Genomic DNA, 24725 nt, shown 5'->3' with positions numbered 1-24725 from the left:
CCCGGCACTTTGCTGGGGCTGTTTTTGTCCAGGATGCTATAATAAGGGTGGAGAAGAAATCAGCGGTAAGTTTCACCAGTCCAATACTGTTACTGGAGGTATCGTGATGAGTTTTTGTGAGTTGTGTGGACGGCAAGAGGTAGAAACGACGGTACACCATCTGATTCCCAAGGAAATGGGAGGGACATTCGGTCCTACTGCCGACTTATGCAGACCATGCCATAAGCAAATTCATGCATTGTACAGTAATCAGGAGATTTATACCAGGCTTACAACGTTGAAAGAATTGAGAGCGGACGACCAGCTATCCCGGTATATAAAGTGGATACGCAAGCAGCCCCCAAAGAAAATGATCAGGACCAAAAAGTCAAACAATCGGCGAAATAGAAATTAAAGACCATAACAAGTATACATTGTCTGTGCTTCCCTCGAACTGTGTCACAAAGTTGAGTACATATTCATCCAGCTCCTGGCAACGATATAGGGTGAGGCTTTCAAGCTCAATACAAGTAATGGAGGTTTTACATGATGGCACAGCAAAATCAACAGCAGCAGATGCAGCAAGCGGCACAGCAAGTTCAGCAAGCTCAACAAGCGGTACAACAAGCAGAGGCAAGTGCAGATCCTCAGCAGCTACAGCAAGCACAAGCACAGCTCCAACAGGCACAACAGGGACTTCAGAATGCACAGGCCCAAGCAGGAGCTAATTCCCAACAAAGCCAGGTGTTCCAGCAGGCACAGCAACAGTTGCAGCAAGCACAGCAGCAAATTCAACAGGCACAGCAAACCCAGCAGCAAGCACAGCAAAATAATAATATGCAATAAGGAAGATGAAAGGGTCGCCAATTGTCAACCAGCTAACAACTGGCGCCCCTTTGATTGAAGGAAAGCCCTCCAGCTTTTGTATATATTAGGGCAAATAAATTAATGGACAATTGGACAGGTATATTTTTTCACCCAATTAAAACACTATAAATACTCCCCTAAGTTTATATAGGGGCTTAAATCAAAAATAAAGGATGAAAAATGCCATGAATAATCGTCCAGGAATGATGACTTCCCTGCTAACAATTGGGGCGGCAGGCGCCGCCATCTATGGTATTAGGAAGGGAGTCCGAAACGGCACTTTCCAACGTTTGCCACAAACCGTTACGAATGCTATGAACAACCCACAAATGCAACAGATGGCTAAGCCACTACAAAATATGTTGCAGAACAACCAGAATCAGAACAACCAAAACAGCCAATACAATCAGAACGCTCAGCAAATGCTTGAAACTTATACTGGTACCAACACAAGTCCGCAGCAATCCGACAGTCAATATAGCTGATCAGCTTGTTTAAAAGCAGCTTCCTAAGAGGGAGCTGCTTTTATTCATGCGTCAATGGAATAATTCGATCCTTATCAGTTAACCCCCTAGCATAATCGAGCATTCTTCCGTGGGCTCTTCCAATTTTATGCTAAAATGGAGGAAGCAGAAATGGAAGGGGCAGTGTGTATGTGCGATTCTGCAGATAGGCAGCATCAACTGAGGCTGGTAGGGATATTCGATTCGCTGGACAGCTTGGCTGATAAAATAGGTGAACTATTGGAATGCCCGGTTACTATCGAAGACTCCAATCATCAGATCCTTTCATACAGCAAGCATCATGAGGATATCGATGATGTGCGGAGAGCAACCATCATGGGCAGGAAGGTTCCTGATAATGTAGTTAGTGCTCTCTGGAAAAAAGGCTATATGACAAAGTTGTTTGACAGTGATGAACCTGTTGCCATTCCTGTTATTGAGAAGGTTGGGCTCAGTAATCGAGTCGCGGTATCAGTACGTCGGAATAACGAAATCCTCGGTTTTATTTGGGCACATACAGATGGAAGCACAATCAGTGACGCGAAACTGCAATTGTTGAAAGAGGCGGTGAGGAAGGTAAAGAATCTCCTGTTGAAGGACCGCAGCAGAGTAAGAGCAATTTCAGCCAGTTACAGAGGGCTTTTCTGGCAGCTGTTGACCGGCGATTTAGAAGAAGTTAAGGATATGAAAGACCAAGCGAGAAGGCTTGGGATGCAATTGGATGGACGCTTATCCATGGTAATAATGGAGTTTTCAGAGGAAGTGACTGAGACAATTGAAAAGCATGCCAATTATTTGGCCGAGACACTTGATGATGTCCAAGTCGTCTGCAGAATGTTTGACCACAATCAACTGCTTCTTCTTGTCCGGCTGCCTAGGCAAGGGGACACAGGGGATTATTTAAATAGGTATATCGATGATTTCACTCAATTGATTTCGGCCCGCCTTCATATAGACGCCGTGCATGGTTCTGGAGGAAACATTTGCCATTCGGTACGTCAGATACCTAATAGCTATAGTGAGGCCTTGCATGTATTGGAACTCAAAAGGAAGTTTCCGGAAGAACTGGCGAGGATCAACCTATATCAAGAGCTGGGAATCTATCAGTTTATTGAAGATCTTCTGGATATGCAGATGAACAGTCGCTACAAGAATATAAAGCTGGAGCGGCTAAAGGAATATGACAGAAAGAATCACACAGCCATGCTGCAGACCTTGAAGGCTTATCTGGAATTTGACAGCAATGTCCAGCAAGCAGCCAAGCATCTACACGTCCATCCCAATACATTGAACTATAGACTGAAGCGCATCTCCGAGGTAGGCGGAATAGACTTGATGAGCCCTGACCAAAAGGTGACAGCCTATCTAGATTTGAAGGTAGAAAATATACGAAAAGGGTTTGATTTGTGAAATTCCACAAATCAGTGACTATTCTTTTATCGATTCACCTATATGCAGATGGGGATGTAAACGTATACAATAACCATATAGATTTATATACGAAGGAGTGATCGTATGATTATCGGGGTTCCAAGAGAAATAAAGAATAATGAAAACCGTGTGGCCATGACACCTGCAGGGGTAGTCAACCTGGTGGAAGCAGGAAATACGGTATTGATGGAAAGCGATGCAGGACTGGGAAGCAATTTCAAGGATGAGGAATACAGGAAAGCTGGCGCGGAAATCATCCAGGAAGCTGCGGATATATGGGAACAAGCAGAGATGATTATGAAGGTGAAGGAACCTTTGGAATCTGAATATCAATATTTCCGAAAAGGCTTAATCCTGTTCACCTATCTTCACCTGGCAGCAGAGCCGAAGCTAGCCAAGGCACTCGTAGACTATGAAGTGACAGCGATCGCCTATGAAACCATTACGGTAAATAACACTCTGCCACTGCTGACACCGATGAGTGAAGTTGCCGGACGGATGGCTTCTCAGCTAGGTGCGCAGTATTTGCAAAAGTCAGAAGGCGGGAGTGGGATTCTGCTCAGTGGCCTTCCTGGAGTGAAACGAGGCAAAGTCACTATTATTGGCGGGGGAGTAGTTGGAACCAATGCAGCCAAAATCGCTTTAGGATTCGGTGCCGATGTGACTATTATCGATTTGAATCCTATTAGACTCCGACAGCTGGATGATCAGTTCGGTTCTACTATTCAGACAGTGATGTCCAATCCATATAATATTGCCGAAGCGGTGAAAGAGTCCGACTTGGTAATTGGTTCAGTCCTTATCCCAGGAGCGAAAGCACCAAAGCTTGTAACAGAAGACATGGTCCGCTCGATGAAGCCTGGGTCTGTGATTGTGGATGTTGCCATCGATCAGGGCGGCAACTTTGAGACGGTTGACCATCCAACGACTCATGATGCGCCCATCTATGAAAAACATGGCGTGCTGCATTATGCGGTAGCAAATATCCCGGGAGCAGTCCCTCGTACGGCGACAGTAGGATTGACGAATGTCACCGTTCCATACGCACAGCAGATTGCCGCAAAAGGTATACGGCGTGCTGTTGATGAAAGTACAGCTATCATGGCTGGGGTCAACACAGCCGGTGGGCAAGTGACCTATGAAACGGTTGCTCGTGATCTCGGGTTTGACTATGTACCTGTTCAGGAAGCAATGAAGTCCATTAATGGCTAAAGACGGCCCTTCTGTTACGGCAGAAGGGTTTTTTATATTGCTATCAAAAAAATCTCTAAGATACTCCCTGTATTGGAAGATTACATGTTAAAGTATTAAATAGATTTCTCTTTGGATCAATCTCTGGGTTAAGCCTTGATCACGGCCTTTGTCAGTTATAAGGGTTAATATACAGCATGGAGGGAACGGTATGGAAAACGGCAGTTATCGTCCGACTTGGGCGGAAATTTCACTGGATGCAATCAGCAGTAACACGAAAGCTTTCAAAAATTATATTCAAACATCTACTAAAATGATGGCTGTTGTCAAAGGAGATGGTTATGGACATGGTTCGGTTCAGGTTGCTGAAACCGCTATAGAAGCAGGGGCGGATTATTTAAGTGTCGCCATCCTCGATGAAGCGATTTTACTACGAGATGCCGGTATTGATCACCCATTGCTCGTGCTCGGTTATACTCCCCCGGATGCAGTTCATGTCGCTATCAAGTATGATATTACTCTGACGGTTTATACACAGGAAGCGGCAGAGAGGATTGTTCAGGAAGCTGAAGCGCAGAAAAGGAAGGTCCGGGTTCACCTGAAGGTAGACAGTGGGATGAACCGGATAGGCATTCAGGAGACAGCAGAGGCTCTTACCCTTGCAGATATGCTTTCATCCAATTATGTCGTACTGGAAGGGGTGTTCACCCACTTTGCAGACGCGGACAATTTAGACCCTTCTTATACACATAAGCAATTCGAACGGTTCATGAGAATAGTGGATTCTTTGGAAGAGAGCTATGGTCGAATTCCAATCAGGCATTGTTGCAACAGTGCAGGGACTATCTCCCATCCTGAGAAGCATCTCGATATGGTTCGAGTCGGCATCAGCTTATATGGGCTGTATCCAGAAGAACATATGCGAGAGAAGATCCGTCTTCAGCAGGCAATGAGCCTGAAAACAAAACCAGTATTGGTGAAAACTGTGAGGTCTGGAGAACCGATCAGTTATGGCTGCACCTATCAGCCTGAACAGGACGCACAAATCGCCACTATCCCTATAGGGTACGCCGATGGCTTCTCCCGGCTGCTTTCTAATCGAGGAGATGTTACCGTACGTGGAAAGAGGGCGCCGATAGTCGGAAGGATTTGCATGGATCAGTCCATGATTGACATCACCGGCGTAGATAACGTGAGCCAAGATAGTGTAGTGACCCTGTTTGGCGAAAAGGAAGAGGGATATGTGCCGCTCGCTGAGGTGGCAGATTTGATGGGAACTATCCATTATGAAACCGTATGTCTGATTGGCAAGAGAGTACCACGTATTTATATTAAAAACAGTGAAGTAATTAAAAAGAAAAGCATGTTAACGTAAGGCAATTATGAGGTATGATCTGGGATATATTAGCCTTTGGGCAGGCTTTTAAGCATTAGAAAAGAGACATTACTCAAAGGTGATGTCTTCTTTTCATGGGCAATTATTGTGCCGCCATCTACCAGCGCGGTAATACCGTGTACAAATTCATTATCAATGTCACTTCATACCCCCTACTATTCAGTTCTTTTTCTACATGTTTTCCGCCTTCTGAACCGTAGTCGGCAATGACAGCGTTTTAAATATCCACACCAACGAAGCTTTTCTTATGATATAATGGGGAATATTAGGAATATTTATGTTTTATAAACTTTGCTTTAAGATTTTGTTAAGGAGGTAAGTGGATGAGCACTGGATGGAAACTGATGCTGTTTTGGACGTTGGGATTCCCTGCAATACTTACCAGTCTCCGTATTCTAACAGATGTATTTACAATTGAGGAAATCATCTGGGTGGATTACACAGCTGTTTTCCTGGGGGCTGCTGTTGCTGGTCTATTATTTGCCGGTCCTCTCCGTATATTAATGGAAAAGGCGAAAGAAGAGTGAACAACTGTAAAAGTGTTTGCAATCATGTCAACTCCTCCTTCCCATGCTATAAGGCCGAAACATGTAAGTATATTTTCAATGTATAAGATCAATTGATGCTCAGCCAGCTTTATCAGCGAGTTCTTTATGGTAGGCAAATAGCAGCTGGTCCATTTCACTGAGCATTTCCATGTTCGGATTTGCTTTTTCCAAGGCTTCCGTCAATATAGCCAATTCCTGCTCTCCTATTTCAATGACCAAATTTTTATTGGCCGACGATTGATATTTCATAATGATCACCTGCGAATGGTATTTTTTTACTGGTTAGTAATCAGTACCCGGTAGAACTATTTTTAAACGAATATGACAACATTTTTACATGTTAATTACAAAAAGTGAATGTTTCATAAAAGACTGCTGTTTTTCTGACAGCAGTCTTTTACTCTTGTGGCAAGTTAGGGCTAGACAAGCATATTCCTTTTTCACGGAGGTTATCCAAACATTCTTTCAAGTAGACTTGACCATGTTCAGGATAGATGGGCCAGCTGTTGATTGCGGCTGCGTCATGTTGATACAAGCTTTCATCGGAATGCTCCGAAGTGATTTTGCCTCGGTAGTAGGGGTTGTCCCATAGAGGATCATGTTTGTATCCTCTTTTGTCCATCTCCCTCATAATTAGTTGGTGGTACCTGTAAAGGCGATAGGGAGAATATTGGAATACATAATTTACCGTGGCATGGGGCTTTGCCCAACCTTTTCCTCTCAGGGCACAACACTCCCTATGTTGGCCAAGAAGCTGTTGCCTTGGAAGATGAGGTATCAAGTTTTCATGTCAAAGGCGCACTAATAACCCCTCCATATTCTAATTGGTTTCTACTGGTGTTCCCCTTTGAATACTTGTTGATTCTTCATCTACTTATATGCTATATATCCGGTTCTTTGATTTTCCCAGCTTTGCTTATCCATTCCGTATAATATCCAAGGAGAGGGCAGCTCAAATGGATGGTGCTCAGGTAGTGACTTTGCTTGTTCTTTTGTCATATCTACCCAGATATACGTGTTGTCCTCGCCAGTTCTCTTTTTGAGTTGTTTGTAATCCGAAGAAATGGTCGCCCATAGTCCTGGTTGTGAGTTCAGGTCCTTCCATGGATAGACTGCATGCAGGTAATGGTTCTTCTTCTGATCATGGTTTGTAATCACCATACGAGTGCCTTCCTCATTCTCATGGAAATTCCATTTCTGCAACACTTCCATAGAAAAAAGATCCTTTGTTGCTGGGAAAGGGTAGTAACATTCGTATGGAAAAAAGGACTCTGCCTGCAAAAATGCTTTCTCTACCCACTCCATCTTTCTATAGAGGCTACTCACCCGATTCCATGGTGCGTGTCCACCATGCAACCTAGACACATCTTTGGAGACGGCTCCATGCAGAACGGTTTGCTTGGTTAATCCAGTCTTTTCAATCACTCGTTGGGCGGGAAAGTTGTTTTCCTGGGTATTTGCTCCAACCCATTGAATACTTTCCCGATGAAATACCTCATCAAGCATATGGCGCATCAACCTGGTTGAATTGCCATTACCTTTATAGGCTGTATGGCTTCGCAGTCTGCCCAGCATTGCATACCGTCCAGCATAAATGGAGTAACCGCTTATACTGACCAGCCCACCATCTTTAAACAGTCCGAACATCCTATTTGGGTGTTGAGAAAGCTTGTCAAAAATACGTGGGACATAATCATTTTCCAATTCGGTCTCCATACTCTTTACAAATGGGTAATCATCTTCTGTCAGTATTCGAATTTCTGTATCCACATCGTTCCCTCCTCATTGTTTCGCATTGTCTATAACTTATAACTCCTCTCATTATAAACGGGTTGCACTAAGCAGGCATATATCCAATTGACATCTGTCGTTTCGCTAACATAAAAAGTAAATGATATTCACCTAATTGTAATTTATATATTGCATAATGCAATATAGTTGCATATACTAGGTTTAAAACAAGAAGGGGGAAAGCGTATGGGGATATTCCGGAAAAATAGAATGGAAGATGAACGGGTAACAGCTATGCAAAATAAAATATACCGGGAGTTGTATTGGTTGGTCCTGGTCATTTGCATTGTTTCCATTTTCCTGAAGTTTTCGCTGTACGGATGGCACTTGGAACGAATCTACACAGAACTTGCCATACTGATAGGACAAGGAAGCTATTATACGCTTCGTGTGATCCGGTTAGGAATTTATTCTGATGAAGTGGAACTGCATGACAGGAAAAGCAGGTGGCCAAGAAGAAAAAAAGAGGCAATTATTGGATTGCTTGGTGGTGTAGGGCTTTCTTTGTTCTTTGGAATGCGCAGTGCATTAGTTTATGGAGAAGGGACCACGGAATCCGTTTCGTATTTCTTCCTCGTATTTTTTGTGTCACTGTTGATCTACGTGCCATTACTGGCAGGGGGAATCGGCATCAGCCATATTCTAATGAAGAGGGCAAGCGACAGCTCTGCTGGCAAACAACTTGATAATAATGGTGGTTCAAATGAAAAACATTAACATGAAAATGGCCAGAGTGGAGAGGGACCTTTCTCAAGCAGAGCTTGCCAAACGTGTCGGAGTGACAAGGCAGACAATCGGGTTGATTGAACAGGGAAAGTATAATCCCTCCCTAAAATTATGTATTTCCATCTGCAAGGAGCTCTCCCGTACACTTGATGATTTGTTTTGGGAAACAGAGTAACCTTTATGTATATTTGTCGTCATGTACACGATGGACCGCATAATATATATGGATATAGTCTGAAGGAGGTGGCCGCAAATGCCAACGAATGATGATCGGTTGTTCGCCATGCTGATCTACGTCGTCAGCTTCTTCTTTCCAGTACTCGGACCTCTGATTATTTGGCTGATGAAACGCGATCAATCCGAGTTTGTAGATTACCATGGAAAGGAATATTTCAATTTTTTGATATCCTATACGATTTACAGCATTGTAGCAGGAATATTAATACTTGTGTTGGTGGGGATAGTCCTGCTGATTGCATTAGTGATTCTTGTTTTCTTGTTTACGATTATTGCTGCAGTAAAGTCTTACCAAGGAGAACATTACCGCATACCGTTGACCATTCATATGATCAAGTGAGCAATCCATACGGTACATGAATAGCCGGAGTCAAAAACTCCGGCTGTTCACTAGTCAATAATTGACTACACCATATTTCCGCATTTTGTTATAAAGGGTAACCCGAGAGATTCCGAGCATCTGAGCAGCTGCCGTCTTATTTCCACCAGCTTGTTGAAGTGCCTCTTCCAGTCGTTTTCTTTCGATGTTCTCCTTTTCTTGGGGAAGAGATCTCTCAGGGAACTGTGCCGATTTGTTTTCCTGTTGGTTGGACGGTTGGAAAAATCCTAGCAGGTCCTGTTTCCTGATCAATGAAGAGTCGGACAGGATAATGATCCGTTCCACTATATTGCGCAGCTCCCTGACATTTCCGGGCCAATGATAGTGAAGCATTGCTTCCATGGCATCAGTCTCAAGAGCAGGCGTTGGAACCTGATACTGAGAGGCAAACTGCTTTAGAAAGCTTTGTGTCAGTGCAGGAATATCATTGATTCTCTGGCGAAGTGGAGGCATAGTGATTTGGATGACATTCAGCCGATAGAAAAGGTCGGAGCGGAATTGGTTCTCTTCCATTCGCGCTTCCAAGTTTTGATTCGTTGCGGCTATGAACCGAACATTTACCGGCGTCCCGGTAGAGCTTCCCACCCGGTACAATTCCCTTTCTTGTAGAACCCGCAGGAGTTTGACTTGCATTTCCAAAGGGAGCTCGCCAACTTCATCAAGGAATAAGGTGCCATTGTTCGCCATTTCGATTTTGCCCTTCTTCCCATTTTTTTCTGCCCCAGTAAAAGCCCCTCCTTCATATCCGAACAGCTCACTCTCAAATAATGCAGCCGGTATGGCACCACAATTGACAGGAATAAATGGACCCTCACGGCGTGGGCTGGCTTCATGGATGGCTCTGGCACAGACCTCTTTACCTGTACCGCTTTCCCCCAAGATCAACGTTGTGGCGTCGGTCTTGGATGCTTTCATGGCAATTTGGATTGTCTGCTGCAACACTTTGCTTTTCCCCTTCAACTTGGAAAATGGAGTTGCTTCATTATTGGTATAAACCATCTGACGAAGCTCATTGAGTTCGGTGCTTGTTGTCAAAAGGTTATCGTTCAACTTTACGATTTGGGTGATATCCCGCTCCACAGAAATAGCCCCGATCAGCTCATTCTGTTGACTGAAGATAGGGGAAGCATTAACAACAACGTGCTTATCTTTGCGGGGACGGTGGTAGGCGCTTTGAACCGGTTGTTTTGTTTCCAATACATTGAGAATCATCAAGTCGTCCGTATCGAAGAATTCTTGAATAGGCCGGCCGATAATATCGTCATTCGTTATGTCATATGTCTGAACAGCAGATTCATTCCAAAATAAAACCTTTTGATCTGCTCCTATAATAGTAATTGCATCATCTTCTGCAGCCAGTACAGCTTCCAGGTAGGCAAGTAGATTAGAAACCAAGAGAGGGAGCCTCCTTTTTTATAGGGAAAGTGTTAAGTATATTAACAAAACTGTTAACTAAAGTGTAAAGTCTATTTACACATTTGTAAACAAAAGTCCAGACTTTTTGCCAAATCTGTAGTTTTATTTTTTATAGAAAAAATTTTTAATCAATTGAAAGCGCTTATATATCGGGGGTTTAGAAGACTCATTTAAACGTTTCAAGGCACAGATTATTAAATTGGCACGTTTTTTGCATATATATAAGTGAGGACTCAGAATAACTGAGCTGCCATTTATAAAGTTAGTTGCATTTCAAAACATGCCACAGGAGGGTTTTTATATGGTATTACCATTCAAACATGAACCATTTACGGATTTTTCAATCAAACAAAACAGGGAGGAATTCGAAGCTGCTTTGAAAAAAGTGAAAGGGCAGCTGGGACAGGAATATCCATTGATTATAAACGGAGAGAAAATTTATACCGATGACAAACTCATATCATATAATCCCGGGAATAAAAAAGAGATTGTCGGAAAAGTTTCTAAAGCGACGAAGCAGCATGTAGATCAGGCGATGGAATCTGCTGAAAAAGCATTCAAAACGTGGAGGAAGTGGACAGCGGTCGAGCGTGCAGAGATACTTTACAGAGCTGCGGCAATTGTACGCCGCCGGAAACATGAATTTTCAGCATGGCTTGCGTACGATGGCAATAAACCATGGGGGCAAGCGGATGCCGATACGGCAGAGGGCATTGACTTTATGGAATACTATGCACGTCACATGATTGAGCTTGCTAAAGGGAAAGAAATCAATGACCGTGTCGGAGAAGAGAACACTTATTTCTATCAAGCAATGGGGCCTGGCGTAACCATTCCACCTTGGAATTTTGCATTTGCAATCGTAGCGGGTACAACTGTGGCACCAATAGTTGCCGGAAACCCGGTATTGCTGAAGCCATCCGAAAACACACCGGTAATTGCTTATAAGCTGGTCGAGGTGCTTGAAGAAGCTGGTCTGCCAAAAGGCGTCCTCAGCTTCCTTCCGGGAGACCCGGCTGAAATCGGAGATTATTTGGTGGACCATCCTAGTACACACTTCATCAACTTTACCGGCTCCCGTGCCACCGGTACGCGTATTATTGAACGTGCTTCCAAAGTACAGGAAGGCCAGAAACACCTGAAACGTGTGGTGGCAGAAATGGGTGGCAAGGATACCATTATAGTGGATGACAATGCAGATCTCGACGTAGCTGCTGAGGCCATTCTCTACTCTGCATTTGGCTTCTCCGGGCAGAAATGCTCTGCTTGCTCTAGAGCAGTCATTCATAAGGATGTTTATGATGAAGTTCTTGAAAAAACGGTAAAGCTTGCTGAAGACATTACTGTCGGCAACCCCGCGGAGGAAGATGTGTATATGGGAGCCGTAGTCAACCAAAAGCAGTTTGACAAGATCAAAGAGTATATTGAGATTGGCAAAAACGAAGGGGAGCTTGTTTTCGGTGGAGAGGCAGACGACACAGAAGGTTATTTTGTCCATCCTACAATCTTTAAAGATATCGACCCGGAAGCCCGCTTGATGCAGGAAGAAATATTCGGACCTGTGGTGGCCTTCACAAAAGCGAACGATTTTGATGAGATGTTGGATATTGCCAACAATACGGAATATGGTCTGACTGGTGCTGTGATTTCCAACAACCGGGAACACCTGAACCGTGCACGTTATGACTTCGATGTTGGTAATTTGTACTTCAATCGTGGATGCACCGGTGCAATTGTTGGATATCAACCATTCGGGGGATTCAAGATGTCTGGTACAGATTCCAAAGCAGGCGGACCGGATTATCTGCAGCACTTCCTGGAAGCTAAGACGCTTTCCCAAGCATTTTAATGAACTATTAAACTATCAGGAATAGTTGCAGCGGCATCATTTCGCTGCGACTATTCATATGATATACAATAAGGGTAAGCGCATTCAGCTAAGCCAGGGCTTATTCCAACTTAGCAGTAAACTGCAATTGGGATTTTTATTACATTATTATTGTTTAATTATACATTTTTTTGTATAATTATAAGCAATTAGATAAAGGAGCTGCTGGATATGGCGAATTTGACAAAAGACTTTTTCATAGGCTTATCAAATAATAGAGTTTTAAACGAAAGTGCAAAAAAATGGGGTTTCCGTATGGGAGCTGAAAAATTTGTAGCGGGTACCAATATGGATAGCGTTGCTGATACAGTACACGAATTGAACCGTCGAGGAATCTGCTGCACACTTGATCATTTGGGTGAATTTGTAACGGAAAAAGAAGAAGCGCTGGAAGCTAAAGAAGAGTGTATTCATATCTTGGAGAAGATCCATGCAGATGAACTAGATTGTCACTTGTCAGTGAAACTTACCAAGCTGGGGCTTGATATCGATGAGTCGTTTTGTATCGAAAATATGAAAGAACTGCTTGCCGTTGCAGAACAATATGGCATATTCATCAATATCGATATGGAAGATTATTCCCATTATCAACAAACAATAGATGTACTTCAGCTGTTGAGAAAAGACTATGAGAATGTGGGCACGGTCGTCCAATCTTACCTGTTCCGTACGCAGAATGACTTGGAGGGATTGAAGGATGTGCGACTTCGTCTGGTGAAAGGTGCATATAAAGAAAGTCCGGATGTCGCTTATCATGACAAAAAGGCTATTGATGAAAATTTTCTATCCATTGCTAAACAGCGCCTGCTTGGCGATGCTTTTACGTCCATTGCGACACATGACCACTTCATCATCAGTGAATTGAAGGATTTTGTCAAAGAACATCAAATTGACAAAGATACCTTTGAATTCCAAATGTTATACGGATTTCGGAATGACCTGCAATTTGCTCTGGCAGAGGAAGGATATAATTTCTGCACCTATATTCCTTTCGGTACGGATTGGTTCGGCTACTTTATGCGCCGACTTGCTGAACGCCCACAGAATATGAATTTGGTCCTTAAAGACACCTTCTACACAAAAGATAATAAACTGAAAAAAGAACCATTGATTGCAGGAGGATTGGCTGCTGGCACGCTCTTGCTTATGCTGGGACGTAAAAAGAAAGTGAAATAGGGAGAGTAAAAATGACCACACGATTCTGTGCCTGGTCATTTTTTATCGCCCCTAAAAAGGCCCCTGGCATAAGTGGGGAAGCCCTGATTGCCTAAATTGCCCCCTCTTTTAGGCATGTCTCGTCGGATTCATGTTTCCCTTGCGGAGCGAATATAATGGTCGGAGGTTGTCCCGAGGCAGGGTAGGAGGAGGGGGATTGATGAACCGATTCATGTGGAAGGGTGGACTAGTTGTTTTAGGCGGTACTATACAGGGATTCGGCATGGGCTTATTTCTGTTTCCCCACTTCATTCCATCTGGTGGGGCAGGCGGTCTAGCCGTATTGCTGAACTACACATTCGGCCTGGGCATGGGAGCAGCCCTTTGGGTTGTCAATTTCACTTTTCTATTGCTTGCAGTGAATTATTTTGGGAAACGGTTTGTGGTTTGGACCGTAATCGCAATCACGATTACTTCATTATCCGTCGATTTTTTCCAGCAGCAAAATCTAATTGTCAATCGGCATTTATTATATGATTTGGTTTTAGGATCTGTTTTCTTAGGAACAGGAGTAGGGATCCTAATGCGTCAAGGTGTGTCGAATGGCGGAATTGGTGTAGTGGCTCTAATGATTTCCTCCGGAAGGAATATTCTCCCGGGTAGACCTCTGTTCTTGTTGAACGGATGTATCTTTGTGATTACGGCTTTGATCATCGATTTGAGATTGATCTTTCTGGCACTTATCAGCCAATGGATATCAACCAAAATGGTGGATTTGATTTGCCAGCTTCAATTTTACCGACTTTACACCCTTGGCTTTAGAAAAAAGCCATAAATGCTTAAATATATTTGTATCGAATCGGTGTATTCTTCTTTTCCTTGCCATCTCTGCCTTTTACATGGAGCAGAAGGAGGACAAGCAGTCCAACAAGAAAAGTGAGAGATGCAATAGACAAGAACATACCTGTTTTCGACCACTCCATCAGCCTGGTAAATACTGGTGGCCCAAGCGCTACCCCGAGAAAGCGGACAGATCCATATAATGAGGTGACGAACCCCCTTCTTTCTTTTCCGACTGCACCTGTGATAATACTATTTACACAGGGGAGGACAAGTCCCGCGCCGACACTGCTGACAGCAAGGACCAATAGAAATGGTATGATTTTATCGAAATAAACGAGCAAGCCATAAGAGATGGTCATCAGTATAAAACCCGTCACAGTAAGACTTTTCATCTTCTCGAGGTTTTTGCCAATCTTGCTCCCGGTAATATAGGCTATAGTGACCATTACCAACAGAGGTATGGCCAAAATAAATCCTTTGGGAACACCGTCTATCGAATATTTTTGCTCTAAAGTATCCGATAGAAAAAACAGGATGCCGAATAATGTGAACAGGACAGTTCCTCCGGCTAAATATGTGGTGAACAGCCATCTTCCCTCATGCTTAAAAACATTCAATAGTCCCCTCACATATTTAGGGAAGGGGGGAGGTGCCTGGCGATTGCTTTTTTCCTTGATAAACAGCCAGACCAGAATAGCTGAAAGCAGACTGAAAGCAGGAAAAACAAAGAAGACGGAAAACCAAGCGATTAATCCGACCAGAGCACCTAAGATGGGGGAGAGAACCTTTCCAAGTCCGTTAGAAGCTTCGAAAATTCCTAATACACGACTCTGTTCTCCGCCCTTGAACAAGTCACCAGTAAGTGCCATGGCAATTGGGGCAGTACCAGCTGCACCGATTCCTTGGAGGCCTCTCCCGATTAATATCCAAACATAGGAATTGGAGAATATAGCAGAGGCAAAACCGGCCAGCAGCCCTCCAAGTCCAAATAAAATGAGCGAGGGAAGGATAATGATTTTCCTGGAGAATCTGTCAGACAAATAGCCGATGATCGGGATAAAGATCGCCGCAGCAATAGAAAATACAGTTATGGTCATACTCACCTGGAATTGAGAGAGATCTAGAGAAGTTTTCATTTGGGGGAAAATAGGTATCAACATGGAATTACCCAATGTCATCATCAATGGGATCGAACCGATGGCGACGATTGCCATGCTTTTATTTTTCTTTCTCACTTATTCCCCACTCCTTGCTCTTGTTCATCATTTTATGTTGATTGGAGGTGATGTCAGCCAACCCTTTTCCTTCATCACCTTTAATAGTTTTACTTCATACTCTTCTCTTTCTGTATGGAATTCTGAGAACATTGTTTTGATGTCTTCTCGCATGGATATCCCGGTAACATAACTGCAGAGCATTTTTCCGCTGAGAAGCTCCTTTTGAACCAAACGAGCGATTTCCGAATCATTAAAACGGGCCCCGGCAGGGATATCCTGCAATTCTACATTAGGACGATCAGGCGGAGCTGGGGGCAAGCGAATCCCTGTATTCTTAAGCAGTGTCTCCACTTGCTGCTCTTCCTGGGTAAATCCATTCTCCAGCATGTCTTCAAGAAGCACTTTCAGGTCATGATCTCCTGTATGGTTGATCAGCACCTGCATGGTCACCAGCACCTCTTTGGCTGACTGTAGATAAGACCATAAGTGGAAGACTTCACCAGAATGCAATGGTATGTCCTGTGGTGTTTCACCTAGAATCCCCATGAAGTTATGACCTCCTACAAATTATTTGTTCCATTAGTATCCCTGAAAGAAAAGAAATTATTTAGTGTAATTTCCATAAAAAAGATGAGCAAGAGTATCGGCTCCTGCTCATCAGTGATGATATCCAAATTAATATACCTTGTCGCCATTGAAAATGGAATTCTTGACTACTACATAATCAACATTACGGATCGCTTCCAGCTTTGTCCCACCTGCATAGGAAATAGCCGATTGAAGGTCCTGCTCCATTTCAGCCAATGTATCATGAAGAGAGCCCTTATGTTCCACGTACATTTTCTTTCCCTCTACATTCTTTTTCTCGCCTTTTTGGTACTCTGAAGCAGATCCAAAATATTCTTTGAAAAGTTTCCCATCTTTTTCAACCGTTTGGCCTGGAGATTCCTCGTGCCCAGCAAAGAGGGAACCGATCATAACCATTGTAGCTCCAAAGCGGATGGATTTCGCGATATCCCCATGGGTGCGGATACCACCATCAGCGATAATTGGCTTGCTTGCTGCTTTAGCGCACCAGCGAAGTGCCGCCAGCTGCCAGCCGCCAGTTCCAAATCCTGTCTTTATTTTGGTGATACAGACCTTACCGGGACCGATTCCTACTTTCGTAGCATCTGCTCCTGCGTGTTCCAATTCACGCACAGCTTCAGGGGTACCGACATTCCCTGCAATCACAAAGCTATGTGAAAGATGCTGCTTAATGTGACGGATCATTCGGATAACTGCTTCAGAATGGCCGTGGGCGATATCAATCGTAATATACTCCGGGTCAAGGCCATCGGCAGCCAGTTGTTCAATGAATCCATATTCTTCATCTTTCACGCCGACACTGATGGAGGCAATCAATCCTTTATTTTTCATATCGCGTATGAATGAAGCCCGACGCTCCGGTTCAAACCGATGCATGACATAGAAGTATCCATTTTCGGCCAGATAGCTGGCTATACTCTCATCAATGATTGTCTGCATATTCGCCGGAACTACAGGTAACTTAAACGTATGCTTGCCCAACATTGCCTTCGTATCGCATTCAGACCTGCTGTTTACTACACATTTTGCGGGAATTAATTGTATATCTTCATAATCAAATACGTTTTCCATTCATTACACCCCTAAAAACGAATAATATGCTAATGATATTTTTAAACGTTCGCATATTTGTAATTTACCTTATTTGGAGGGGGTTGTCAAAATTTTTATGTGTCAATAATACGTGCTTGCCATAGAGTGTGGGAGGACAAAAAGGCTTTACAAGCCTGTAAAGCCGATGAACCCATCCTATTTGCGTTTACATAGATGTTTTAATCCTGATGGAGGCCACATTCTTTTTTTGCAGAACCAGACCATCGTCCGGAACGGTAGTCCCCATTCAGAGCTACAGGCAAGGTGCACATTTCACAGCCGATACTCGGATAGTTTTGGTTATGAAGTTCATTGTAAGGAAGCTCATTTAATTCAATGTAATTCCATACATCTTCCCATGTCCAGTGAATCAAGGGGCAAATCTTCACTTTCTGGAATGTATGGTCTTTATTAATAAATTGCGTATTCTTTCTAGTTATGGACTGATCACGGCGGAGCCCCGAAATCCATGCATCCACATTAGCCAGCTCCTTTTTCAAAGGCTCGATTTTGCGCAAGTAGCAACATGTATCAGGGTCGCTCTCCCAAAGTCTATCCCCGAACTCTTCTGCCTGCTGATCCAGAGAGTAGTTGGACCGAGCCATTCGTATATTCAATTTTGGATATTTTCCTTTTGTTTTTTCGATTAGATCATAAGTCTCTTTGAAATGAAGATCCGTATCTAAAAAAACTATGGTGGCATCGGGGGTCACTTTGGAAATCAAATCAATAAGTACCATGCCTTCTGCTCCAAAACTGCAGGCATAGAGGATTCTGTTCTGATACGCACGATAGGCCCATTTAATAACACCCATGAAATCGCTGAATCCGTTGTTCAGCTCTTCCTGAGTCTGGTCGCTCCATTGGTCGAAAGTCAGTTTTTGTTCCATATACTCTCCCCGCTTCATGTGAAATTTGATAAGCAAGTGCCTTCTCAAGACAGCAAAATACTTTGGGTATCTGTCTTGAATCAAAGTATTCAGCATTTGGGAGTTTGTTCCGAAATAGAGGGACATGGCAGATATCAGAATACTGTTCCGGGTGGACCATCGGAATAGGCTGGCTGCTTCTTTGTTATTCACGCTATTTTGCTGGGCGAATATACATAGGGTGAGCGAATATAAGTCATGTTGGAATCTTTTCCACTGGGACCTGATGGGAGGAGAGGGTAGTTGCAGATTTCGATTTATCAGGGGAGTGGGCCTCAGGCTGCCGCGGATGCAGTGATAGTAATAGATGTCATCCGGGCTTTTACGGTTGCCCACTATGCCTTTTTACAGGGGGCAGAGCGAATCTATCTTGCGCAGACGATAGAACAGGCATTCAAGATCAAGGAAGGCAATCCGGATTATCTCCTGGCTGGAGAGGTGCATGGTGAGGCTATTGAGGGTTTTGATCTTGAAAACTCACCTGATCAGGTAGCAAGAGCGCATCTGTATGGAAAGTCACTAGTTCAGAAGACGACAAATGGCGTGAGGGCAGCTTTGAACTCTTTGAACTCCAAGCATGTATTTGTCACTGGATTCACTAATGCAGAGATGACGGCCAAATTTATCAGGCGCGGAATGGGAGAAGGACTCGAAACCATCCAGATCATTGCCTCTCATCCGACGGGGGATGATGACCTTGCTTGTGCCGAATATATTAGAAGCCTCATAAAAGATGACACCTCCATTACAAAGAATCAGGTACGGGAGAGGATAATCCGATCGGAAGCAGCCGAAAAATTCTTGGCTGACAGTACCATCTTCCGTCCTGAAGATATTACGAGATGTTTGAAGGAACTGGACACTGACTTTGTCATGAAAATCAATCAGTCTGGAAAGATACCAATGATAGAGAGGGTTCATTTATGAGAGATGTCGATCTGAAGCTTCCTTTTAGAGAAGCTAAACCAAGAAACGCAGGAATGACAATCGTCATTGATAACGGGGCATCAATCCAATCTTTCAAGGATGTTGTCAACAGCTTCCATATGTATATTGACATGGTGAAGTTCGGCTGGGGAACTTCATTGGTCACGGATTTTCTTGATAACAAAATAGAATTTTTAAAAGATAATAACATTGGATTTTTCTTTGGCGGAACCCTGTTTGAAAAGTTTTTAAGCCAAGACAAAATCGATCAGTACTATGAATATTGCCGGCACTACGGCTGTACCCATGTCGAAATATCAAATGGGACCATTCTCCTTTCTAATAAAGATAAGGCCCGATTTATCACTGATTTTTCTAGAGATTTCACCGTTTTCAGCGAGGTTGGGAATAAGGATCCTCGCACAGCTGCAGCCCAAAGTTCGGCTGAATGGCTGGCTTGTATTCATGAAGATATGGAAGCAGGAGCAGACAAAGTCATTACTGAAGCACGAGAAAGTGGCACGAGCGGTCTGTGCGGAAGCGATGGAGAGGTGCGAGATGATGTGTTAGGCGGGATAGAAACCTCTCGTATTCCAATGGAAAAACTGATCTTTGAGGCCCCTACGAAAAAAATGCAAAGTTTGTTTATAAATAGGATTGGTCCCCATGTGAATCTCGCGAATATTGCCCTGTCTGATGTCATTTCCCTAGAGACATTGCGATTAGGCCTGCGGTCAGACACATTTTTTGTAATGAGAGAACAGGAGGAGAGATGAATGAGAAATACAAATAAAGTGTTTCATTTGGCAATTCCTTGCAAGGATTTGGATGAAACGGCAGAATTCTATCAGAAGCTGGGATGCAAATTAGCAAGAAGGTACGATGACCGGGTAACTTTCGATTTCTTTGGTGATCAAGTCGTCTGCCATTTAAGTCCACATCAAATTGATGAGCAACCAAAGATGTACCCTCGACATTTCGGTATTACTTTTCTGGACAGAGAAGAATATGAGGAGACGTTGGAATATGCTATTAAGGAGGAACTCCCATTCTTCAAGAAACCGATGATACGGTTTGAAGGGAAACGGGAGGAACACCTGACATTTTTTCTGATTGATCCGTCGAATAACTTGCTGGAATTCAAATATTACCACGAGGCTGCAATGGCCTACTGATTAAATTGTAGAGCAACGGGAGGGTGAGGGATGCACACGGTAATTCTTCACCTTTCTAAGCTCGACAATCTCCTTTATATAAGGCCACTAATCATCAGCCGGATAATTTTTTCAGCGGTAAGCAGCCATGCGGCAATGGTGATTCCCTCCACTCCAGTTCATGCTTCTCTGCTAGGATAAACGGATTTTCGAGGTAATCTTCAGGCACTGCTAGTAATTAGGGGAAAATCGGGCAGAGTAATAAAGGGTGATCATAATGAAAGCTAACGATGAAGAACGTAACCGTTTTGACAAAGCAGTAGATGAAATTCTTGATCTGTTCAATAACTTGGAGGATGATCAGCCGATCATTCATTTTAGTGAAGATGTCATGGAAAATATCGAACGTGCAAAGAAAAAATATGGTGACGATATGGTAAATGGGAAAATTAATACGGTCGTAAGAGAAATGCTGTCCTGGCTGGATTTAGAGAATGTGGATCTGGAAGAGAAAGGGAATGACGACCCCCACAAAGTCGATGGGAAGAAGGAATGACCAGTGTTTTGGAAATCACTGGTCAGGTGTTACATCATTTTTTTGAAACCTTTAGTAAGAAACCCCGTATAATTTAAGAAGGCAACCGCTTTCCATATCTGTTATCATAGATTAAGAGAAATGCGATTGCAATGAGGGGGGTCATTTTTGGACAATACAAATAATATCAATCCAGAACAATTAGAGAGGATGAAGCGTTTCGGTAAGAAGATAGGAATCATAGCAGGGATTGTGTTGGTACTTGGAATTCTTCTTCTTCTGTTTTTCAGCTGGATTACAGATTACATATGGATGGAGAATTTAGGGTTTTCCAATGTGTTTACAACGATCATAGGAAGCAAGATACTATTAGGTGCTATTGGTTTCATCCTTTTTTCGGTGCTGACATACATTACCCTGTCTTGGATACGTAATGCATATGCAGGCCACTTTCATAAGAATCAACTGCCGCCTTTCCTTGAGAACCGTAAAAAGAGCAGACCTATACTGGTCGGTCTCTCGATCGTTGTGGGGATGATAGGCAGCAGTGTAGTACAAGGCATCGGTTGGGAACCTTGGCTCAAGTTGTGGAATCATACTTCATTTGGAGAAACTGATCCGTATTTCGATATGGATATTTCCTTTTATATGTATGTATTGCCGTTCATGGAATTGGTGCTTGGCATCCTGTTGGGACTGGCTGTTTTTTTCCTGTTGGTCGAGATCGGATTCTATTCTGCCTTCAACATGTATCGGATGAGTCGTACTGCCCAAATGCATATGGGCGTGACGCTTGGTTTTATCGGCCTCTTGCTGGCAGGCATCCACGCACTTGAACCATATGGAACATTGCTAACCAATCAGGTTAACCTGTTTCAAGAAAGTGTGGTCCATGGGCTCAGCTATACGGATCGGGTGATCAATATTCCTGCATCCTATGTACTTGCAGCAGTTGCGGTCATCGGAAGCATTTGGATGATCATTTCCCTTGTACGCGGAAGGATGAAATCCATTCTGACACCGGTTATCGCCTATGTGGCAGTGGTGATCCTTGCTCAAGGTGCATCCATTGTGGTGCAAAACTTTATGGTGTCCCCAAATGAATTTTCCAAAGAGACGCCATACCTGGAACATAATCTGGAATTCACCCGGGCTGCCTATGATTTGGATGTAATTGATGAAAGGGAGCACCCGGGGGAACAAACCTTGGATGCTGATATGGCTGAACGTAATCAATTGACATTAAATAATGTTCGGATCAACGACGCACGACCGATACTGGATGTATATAATCAACTGCAGACTTTCCGTACGTATTATCAGTTCAATGATATCGATGTGGACCGATATGAAATCGATGGAGAGTATCAACAGGTGTTCCTTGGTGCGAGAGAATTAAGTACTGCGGATCTCCCATCCCAGGCCCAAACATGGGTCAATCAGAATCTTCGTTATACCCATGGTTATGGAGTAGCGATGAGTGATGTAAATGAGATCACTTCACAGGGACAGCCGGAGTATATGCTGAAAAATCTTCCGCCCCAAGGCGATATGGAAATTTCCAGACCACAGATCTATTTTGGCGAACAGAATTATAATAGTGTGATCGTCAACAGTGCTGTAGAAGAATTCGACTATCCATCCGGTGATGAAAATATGTCGACAACATATGAAGCAGATACAGGGATTCCATTGTCTGGTATCAACCGTCTGCTGTTTGCACTGAATGAGGGATCGTTCCGCATGTTTGTTTCCGATCAAGTGACAGGAGAAAGTCAACTGCTGGAGACACGAAACATTATGGACAGAGTGGAACGAATTGCTCCATTTTTTGATTATGATGATGATCCATATATTTTTGTGCGGGATGACGGAAGTCTAGCTTGGATGATTGATGCTTATCTTACAGCAGATCGCTATCCGTATTCGGAGCCTCACCAGGGAAATGAAAGCTATATTAGGAATTCAGTAAAAGTGACGGTAGATGCTTATACGGGGGAAGTGGATTTTTACCCGGCAAATCCGGAGGAACCACTATTCCAAACCTATGAAAGAATCTTTCCGAATCTCTTCACATACGATGTTCCAGAGGATGTGAGGTCCCATTTCCGGTATCCAGTCGATTTGTTCAAGATACAGGCATCCATGTACGGAACCTATCATATGACGAATCTAGAAGTCTTCTATAACAGGGAAGACCGATGGGAATTCCCGACGGAAAAATACTTCAATGAAGATATTGAAATGGAACCATATTATGTGACGATGCGGCTCCCAGAGTACGAAGAGGAAGAGTTTGTATTGATGATGCCGTTTACACCGAGGAACAGGCAGAATATGATTGCCTGGATGGGTGTTCGCAATGATGGGGACAATTATGGCGAAACATTTGTTTACCAATTCCCTAAGCAGCAGAACGTCTATGGACCGCAACAAATCGAGAACCGGATCAACCAGGACAGCACCATTTCTCAGCAGTTGAATCTCTGGTCACAAGGTGGGTCTGAAGTCATTCGCGGCAACCTGCTGGCAATTCCAATAGAGGACACCGTAATGTATGTAGAGCCAATTTATATCGAGTCCTCTAATGAGACATCTCTTCCTGAAGTGAAGCAAATCATCCTTGCTTATGGTGATCGAATCGTAATGGAAGCCACTTTTGAGCAGGCCCTTGAACGGATGCTCAGCCTTATTGATCCAGGTGTGGAACCGGGAGAAGGGGAAGAAGAGGGGCAAGACGGGGTTGAAGACCCAAATCAGCCGATGATGGAATCAGAAGAGACATTGCGAGAGATCTCCGACTTGTTTGAGGCATACCAAAATGCACTTTCCAATGGAAATTGGGAAGAGGCTGGAGGTATTATGAAAGACATTGAAAACAGACTGAGTGAGTTGGAAGAATAGAAGGAATTCAGAGCGCTCCCAGTAGGGGGCGCTTTTCTTATCTTTTCCAGTTCAATAGGATAGTTTTCATCCAGCAGGACTAGCGCTGTCCGTATTATGATATACTGATGCCTTATTACAGTAGATGTTTGGAGAGGAGCCGATAATGAGAATACTATGGGTCATGATTGGAGGATTTTTCGGTTCTGTTGCCAGGTATGGTCTCGGTGAGTGGATTTCAATAGGGGGAGGTTTCCCGCTCGGCACACTGATGATCAATCTTATCGGATGTTTTTTGCTGGGATGGTTTTTGACTATCATCACGCAAAGGAGTAGGAATAGGCAACCATATATGTTGGTGATCGGGACAGGATTCATTGGTTCATTTACGACATTTTCCACCTTTTCGGTTGAATCCGTGGAATTATTGAAAGCTGATACCATATGGTTGGCTGTTTTTTACATAACCGGAAGCATTATCGGAGGACTATGGTTTGCCTATACAGGATATAGATTGGCTGGAAGAAAGGGGGACCGACCATGATGATCTTGGTAGGCATTGGAGGCTCTCTTGGGGCCGGGGCACGTTTTTATCTCGGAGGTTTACTGAACAATAGATGGGGAGTTTTTCCGGCAGGGACTTGGCTGGTTAACATTATGGGCTCTCTACTGCTGGGGATGATGGTAGGCTTACATACACAAGGCCTGATTCCAGGGTGGCTATGGGTGCTTGGAGGAGCAGGATTTTGTGGGGCATTTACTACTTTTTCTACATTTGGCCATGAAACAGTCTTATTACTGCGTCGAGGAAAGATAGGTATGGCCTCAATCTATGTCATCACTTCTTCCGCGCTGAGCATACTTGCAGTGTTCCTTGCTGTATGAAATAAGCATTTATCATTCATGGTGAGAGTTCAAGTAACAATAGGATAAAAGAGAGTAAAAGCAAACCAAGATGGAGGTAATTTCCATCTTGGTTTTTATGTGTGCCCGGCATGTGCGCACGCTTTAGGGTTCGAGTCCCGAGCGGTGAAGGTCATTGTAGCCGTT

Annotated in this window: 28 protein-coding genes; 20 read left to right on the top strand and 8 right to left on the bottom strand. The window is 43.6% G+C overall.

Going from position 1 to position 24725, the window contains the following annotated elements; all coding sequences use genetic code 11:
• The first annotated feature begins 106 nt into the window (after nt 1-106).
• From ACFOGI_RS09470 to ACFOGI_RS09440, 7 genes are all read left to right on the top strand, one after another.
• Entirely contained in the window at nt 107-394 is a 288-nt protein-coding gene (locus tag ACFOGI_RS09470; RefSeq protein ID WP_390271748.1) for an HNH endonuclease, read from the top strand.
• Nucleotides 395-528: 134 nt separating this feature from the next.
• Nucleotides 529-825 (top strand): hypothetical protein, encoded by a 297-nt coding sequence (locus ACFOGI_RS09465; protein WP_390271746.1) that lies wholly within the window; start codon nt 529-531, stop codon nt 823-825.
• A gap of 206 nt (nt 826-1031) precedes the next feature.
• The gene (locus tag ACFOGI_RS09460; RefSeq protein ID WP_390271744.1) at nt 1032-1331 is read left to right on the top strand and encodes a hypothetical protein; all 300 of its coding nucleotides are present in this window, start codon (nt 1032-1034) and stop codon (nt 1329-1331) included.
• Between the two features lie 150 nt (nt 1332-1481).
• On the top strand, nt 1482-2759 hold the full coding sequence (locus ACFOGI_RS09455; RefSeq protein ID WP_390271742.1) for a PucR family transcriptional regulator: 1278 nt from the start codon (nt 1482-1484) through the stop codon (nt 2757-2759).
• Between the two features lie 105 nt (nt 2760-2864).
• Nucleotides 2865-3992: an alanine dehydrogenase gene (gene ald / locus ACFOGI_RS09450; protein WP_390271740.1), complete on the top strand. Its 1128-nt coding sequence runs from the start codon at nt 2865-2867 to the stop codon at nt 3990-3992.
• Nucleotides 3993-4182: 190 nt separating this feature from the next.
• Nucleotides 4183-5346 carry an alanine racemase gene (gene alr, locus ACFOGI_RS09445; RefSeq protein ID WP_390271738.1) on the top strand — a complete coding sequence of 388 codons (1164 nt, stop codon included), beginning with the start codon at nt 4183-4185 and terminating at the stop codon, nt 5344-5346.
• 344 nt (nt 5347-5690) lie between these two features.
• On the top strand, nt 5691-5894 hold the full coding sequence (locus ACFOGI_RS09440; RefSeq protein WP_390271736.1) for a hypothetical protein: 204 nt from the start codon (nt 5691-5693) through the stop codon (nt 5892-5894).
• Nucleotides 5895-5993: 99 nt separating this feature from the next.
• Here the strand turns inward: ACFOGI_RS09440 and ACFOGI_RS09435 are convergent, their stop codons facing one another.
• The 3 genes from ACFOGI_RS09435 to ACFOGI_RS09425 all read right to left on the bottom strand — a co-directional run bounded on the left by ACFOGI_RS09435 (nt 5994) and on the right by ACFOGI_RS09425 (nt 7685).
• Nucleotides 5994-6164, bottom strand: a complete 171-nt coding sequence (locus ACFOGI_RS09435) for a hypothetical protein (RefSeq protein WP_390271734.1) — start codon at nt 6162-6164, stop codon at nt 5994-5996.
• Between the two features lie 148 nt (nt 6165-6312).
• Nucleotides 6313-6696 carry a TIGR02328 family protein gene (locus ACFOGI_RS09430; RefSeq protein ID WP_390271732.1) on the bottom strand — a complete coding sequence of 128 codons (384 nt, stop codon included), beginning with the start codon at nt 6694-6696 and terminating at the stop codon, nt 6313-6315.
• 89 nt (nt 6697-6785) lie between these two features.
• Nucleotides 6786-7685, bottom strand: a complete 900-nt coding sequence (locus ACFOGI_RS09425; protein WP_390271730.1) for a GNAT family N-acetyltransferase — start codon at nt 7683-7685, stop codon at nt 6786-6788.
• Between the two features lie 207 nt (nt 7686-7892).
• Between ACFOGI_RS09425 and ACFOGI_RS09420 the strand changes: the two genes are divergently transcribed.
• The 3 genes from ACFOGI_RS09420 to ACFOGI_RS09410 all read left to right on the top strand — a co-directional run bounded on the left by ACFOGI_RS09420 (nt 7893) and on the right by ACFOGI_RS09410 (nt 9009).
• Complete coding sequence (locus tag ACFOGI_RS09420; RefSeq protein ID WP_390271728.1) at nt 7893-8423, top strand: DUF6773 family protein; 531 nt, start codon at nt 7893-7895, stop codon at nt 8421-8423.
• Nucleotides 8410-8607: a helix-turn-helix transcriptional regulator gene (locus ACFOGI_RS09415; RefSeq protein WP_390271726.1), complete on the top strand. Its 198-nt coding sequence runs from the start codon at nt 8410-8412 to the stop codon at nt 8605-8607. Before ACFOGI_RS09420 ends, ACFOGI_RS09415 begins: the two co-directional genes overlap by 14 nt.
• Nucleotides 8608-8685: 78 nt before the next feature.
• Nucleotides 8686-9009, top strand: a complete 324-nt coding sequence (locus ACFOGI_RS09410; RefSeq protein WP_390271724.1) for a DUF4870 domain-containing protein — start codon at nt 8686-8688, stop codon at nt 9007-9009.
• A gap of 54 nt (nt 9010-9063) precedes the next feature.
• On the opposite strand, the gene ACFOGI_RS09405 is transcribed toward ACFOGI_RS09410, so the two are convergent.
• Entirely contained in the window at nt 9064-10443 is a 1380-nt protein-coding gene (locus ACFOGI_RS09405; RefSeq protein ID WP_390271722.1) for a sigma-54 interaction domain-containing protein, read from the bottom strand.
• A gap of 322 nt (nt 10444-10765) precedes the next feature.
• Between ACFOGI_RS09405 and pruA the strand changes: the two genes are divergently transcribed.
• The 3 genes from pruA (at nt 10766) to ACFOGI_RS09390 (ending at nt 14342) form a co-directional block, all read left to right on the top strand.
• Entirely contained in the window at nt 10766-12313 is a 1548-nt protein-coding gene (gene pruA, locus ACFOGI_RS09400) for an L-glutamate gamma-semialdehyde dehydrogenase (RefSeq protein ID WP_390271720.1), read from the top strand.
• Nucleotides 12314-12523: 210 nt separating this feature from the next.
• Complete coding sequence (locus ACFOGI_RS09395) at nt 12524-13528, top strand: proline dehydrogenase family protein (RefSeq protein WP_390271718.1); 1005 nt, start codon at nt 12524-12526, stop codon at nt 13526-13528.
• A 199-nt stretch (nt 13529-13727) separates the two neighbouring features.
• Nucleotides 13728-14342, top strand: a complete 615-nt coding sequence (locus ACFOGI_RS09390) for a YitT family protein (protein WP_390271715.1) — start codon at nt 13728-13730, stop codon at nt 14340-14342.
• A 4-nt stretch (nt 14343-14346) separates the two neighbouring features.
• Here the strand turns inward: ACFOGI_RS09390 and ACFOGI_RS09385 are convergent, their stop codons facing one another.
• The 4 genes from ACFOGI_RS09385 to ACFOGI_RS09370 all read right to left on the bottom strand — a co-directional run bounded on the left by ACFOGI_RS09385 (nt 14347) and on the right by ACFOGI_RS09370 (nt 18137).
• Nucleotides 14347-15564: an MFS transporter gene (locus ACFOGI_RS09385; RefSeq protein ID WP_390272164.1), complete on the bottom strand. Its 1218-nt coding sequence runs from the start codon at nt 15562-15564 to the stop codon at nt 14347-14349.
• A 48-nt stretch (nt 15565-15612) separates the two neighbouring features.
• On the bottom strand, nt 15613-16113 hold the full coding sequence (locus ACFOGI_RS09380) for a DUF3231 family protein (RefSeq protein ID WP_390271713.1): 501 nt from the start codon (nt 16111-16113) through the stop codon (nt 15613-15615).
• Nucleotides 16114-16242: 129 nt separating this feature from the next.
• Nucleotides 16243-17226, bottom strand: a complete 984-nt coding sequence (gene guaC / locus ACFOGI_RS09375; protein ID WP_390271711.1) for a GMP reductase — start codon at nt 17224-17226, stop codon at nt 16243-16245.
• A 200-nt stretch (nt 17227-17426) separates the two neighbouring features.
• On the bottom strand, nt 17427-18137 hold the full coding sequence (locus ACFOGI_RS09370) for a phosphoadenylyl-sulfate reductase (RefSeq protein WP_390271709.1): 711 nt from the start codon (nt 18135-18137) through the stop codon (nt 17427-17429).
• A 282-nt stretch (nt 18138-18419) separates the two neighbouring features.
• Here ACFOGI_RS09370 and ACFOGI_RS09365 point away from each other — a divergent pair, with 282 nt between their 5' ends.
• From ACFOGI_RS09365 to crcB (ACFOGI_RS09335), 7 genes are all read left to right on the top strand, one after another.
• Entirely contained in the window at nt 18420-19103 is a 684-nt protein-coding gene (locus tag ACFOGI_RS09365; protein WP_390271707.1) for a 2-phosphosulfolactate phosphatase, read from the top strand.
• Nucleotides 19100-19879 (top strand): phosphosulfolactate synthase, encoded by a 780-nt coding sequence (locus ACFOGI_RS09360; RefSeq protein WP_390271705.1) that lies wholly within the window; start codon nt 19100-19102, stop codon nt 19877-19879. Before ACFOGI_RS09365 ends, ACFOGI_RS09360 begins: the two co-directional genes overlap by 4 nt.
• Entirely contained in the window at nt 19880-20278 is a 399-nt protein-coding gene (locus tag ACFOGI_RS09355) for a VOC family protein (RefSeq protein WP_390271703.1), read from the top strand.
• Between the two features lie 256 nt (nt 20279-20534).
• Nucleotides 20535-20813 (top strand): hypothetical protein, encoded by a 279-nt coding sequence (locus tag ACFOGI_RS09350; protein ID WP_390271701.1) that lies wholly within the window; start codon nt 20535-20537, stop codon nt 20811-20813.
• 189 nt (nt 20814-21002) lie between these two features.
• Entirely contained in the window at nt 21003-23696 is a 2694-nt protein-coding gene (locus tag ACFOGI_RS09345; RefSeq protein ID WP_390272162.1) for a UPF0182 family membrane protein, read from the top strand.
• Nucleotides 23697-23841: 145 nt separating this feature from the next.
• A complete protein-coding gene (crcB, locus tag ACFOGI_RS09340) occupies nt 23842-24219 on the top strand; it encodes a fluoride efflux transporter CrcB (protein ID WP_390271699.1) in 378 nt (125 codons plus the stop codon).
• Nucleotides 24216-24560, top strand: a complete 345-nt coding sequence (crcB, locus tag ACFOGI_RS09335; protein ID WP_390271697.1) for a fluoride efflux transporter CrcB — start codon at nt 24216-24218, stop codon at nt 24558-24560. Before crcB (ACFOGI_RS09340) ends, crcB (ACFOGI_RS09335) begins: the two co-directional genes overlap by 4 nt.
• The last annotated feature ends 165 nt before the right edge of the window (nt 24561-24725 follow it).

Origin of the sequence: Virgibacillus xinjiangensis (genome assembly GCF_042643145.1) — a bacterium.
Classification (GTDB): Bacteria; Bacillota; Bacilli; order Bacillales; family Amphibacillaceae; genus Virgibacillus_O; species Virgibacillus_O xinjiangensis.
The sequence above is the reverse complement of the archived record's forward strand: the minus strand, read 5'-3'. Positions and strand labels throughout refer to the sequence as shown.

Coding starts and splice junctions, on each gene's coding strand:
- ACFOGI_RS09470 (WP_390271748.1), top strand. CDS start 107: ATGAGTTTTTGTGAGTTGTGTGGACGGCAAGAGGTAGAAACGACGGTA.
- ACFOGI_RS09465 (WP_390271746.1), top strand. CDS start 529: ATGGCACAGCAAAATCAACAGCAGCAGATGCAGCAAGCGGCACAGCAA.
- ACFOGI_RS09460 (WP_390271744.1), top strand. CDS start 1,032: ATGAATAATCGTCCAGGAATGATGACTTCCCTGCTAACAATTGGGGCG.
- ACFOGI_RS09455 (WP_390271742.1), top strand. CDS start 1,482: ATGGAAGGGGCAGTGTGTATGTGCGATTCTGCAGATAGGCAGCATCAA.
- ald (WP_390271740.1), top strand. CDS start 2,865: ATGATTATCGGGGTTCCAAGAGAAATAAAGAATAATGAAAACCGTGTG.
- alr (WP_390271738.1), top strand. CDS start 4,183: ATGGAAAACGGCAGTTATCGTCCGACTTGGGCGGAAATTTCACTGGAT.
- ACFOGI_RS09440 (WP_390271736.1), top strand. CDS start 5,691: ATGAGCACTGGATGGAAACTGATGCTGTTTTGGACGTTGGGATTCCCT.
- ACFOGI_RS09435 (WP_390271734.1), bottom strand. CDS start 6,164: ATGAAATATCAATCGTCGGCCAATAAAAATTTGGTCATTGAAATAGGA.
- ACFOGI_RS09420 (WP_390271728.1), top strand. CDS start 7,893: ATGGGGATATTCCGGAAAAATAGAATGGAAGATGAACGGGTAACAGCT.
- ACFOGI_RS09415 (WP_390271726.1), top strand. CDS start 8,410: ATGAAAAACATTAACATGAAAATGGCCAGAGTGGAGAGGGACCTTTCT.
- ACFOGI_RS09410 (WP_390271724.1), top strand. CDS start 8,686: ATGCCAACGAATGATGATCGGTTGTTCGCCATGCTGATCTACGTCGTC.
- pruA (WP_390271720.1), top strand. CDS start 10,766: ATGGTATTACCATTCAAACATGAACCATTTACGGATTTTTCAATCAAA.
- ACFOGI_RS09395 (WP_390271718.1), top strand. CDS start 12,524: ATGGCGAATTTGACAAAAGACTTTTTCATAGGCTTATCAAATAATAGA.
- ACFOGI_RS09390 (WP_390271715.1), top strand. CDS start 13,728: ATGAACCGATTCATGTGGAAGGGTGGACTAGTTGTTTTAGGCGGTACT.
- ACFOGI_RS09385 (WP_390272164.1), bottom strand. CDS start 15,564: ATGGCAATCGTCGCCATCGGTTCGATCCCATTGATGATGACATTGGGT.
- ACFOGI_RS09380 (WP_390271713.1), bottom strand. CDS start 16,113: ATGGGGATTCTAGGTGAAACACCACAGGACATACCATTGCATTCTGGT.
- guaC (WP_390271711.1), bottom strand. CDS start 17,226: ATGGAAAACGTATTTGATTATGAAGATATACAATTAATTCCCGCAAAA.
- ACFOGI_RS09370 (WP_390271709.1), bottom strand. CDS start 18,137: ATGGAACAAAAACTGACTTTCGACCAATGGAGCGACCAGACTCAGGAA.
- ACFOGI_RS09360 (WP_390271705.1), top strand. CDS start 19,100: ATGAGAGATGTCGATCTGAAGCTTCCTTTTAGAGAAGCTAAACCAAGA.
- ACFOGI_RS09355 (WP_390271703.1), top strand. CDS start 19,880: ATGAGAAATACAAATAAAGTGTTTCATTTGGCAATTCCTTGCAAGGAT.
- ACFOGI_RS09350 (WP_390271701.1), top strand. CDS start 20,535: ATGAAAGCTAACGATGAAGAACGTAACCGTTTTGACAAAGCAGTAGAT.
- ACFOGI_RS09345 (WP_390272162.1), top strand. CDS start 21,003: ATGAAGCGTTTCGGTAAGAAGATAGGAATCATAGCAGGGATTGTGTTG.
- crcB (WP_390271699.1), top strand. CDS start 23,842: ATGAGAATACTATGGGTCATGATTGGAGGATTTTTCGGTTCTGTTGCC.
- crcB (WP_390271697.1), top strand. CDS start 24,216: ATGATGATCTTGGTAGGCATTGGAGGCTCTCTTGGGGCCGGGGCACGT.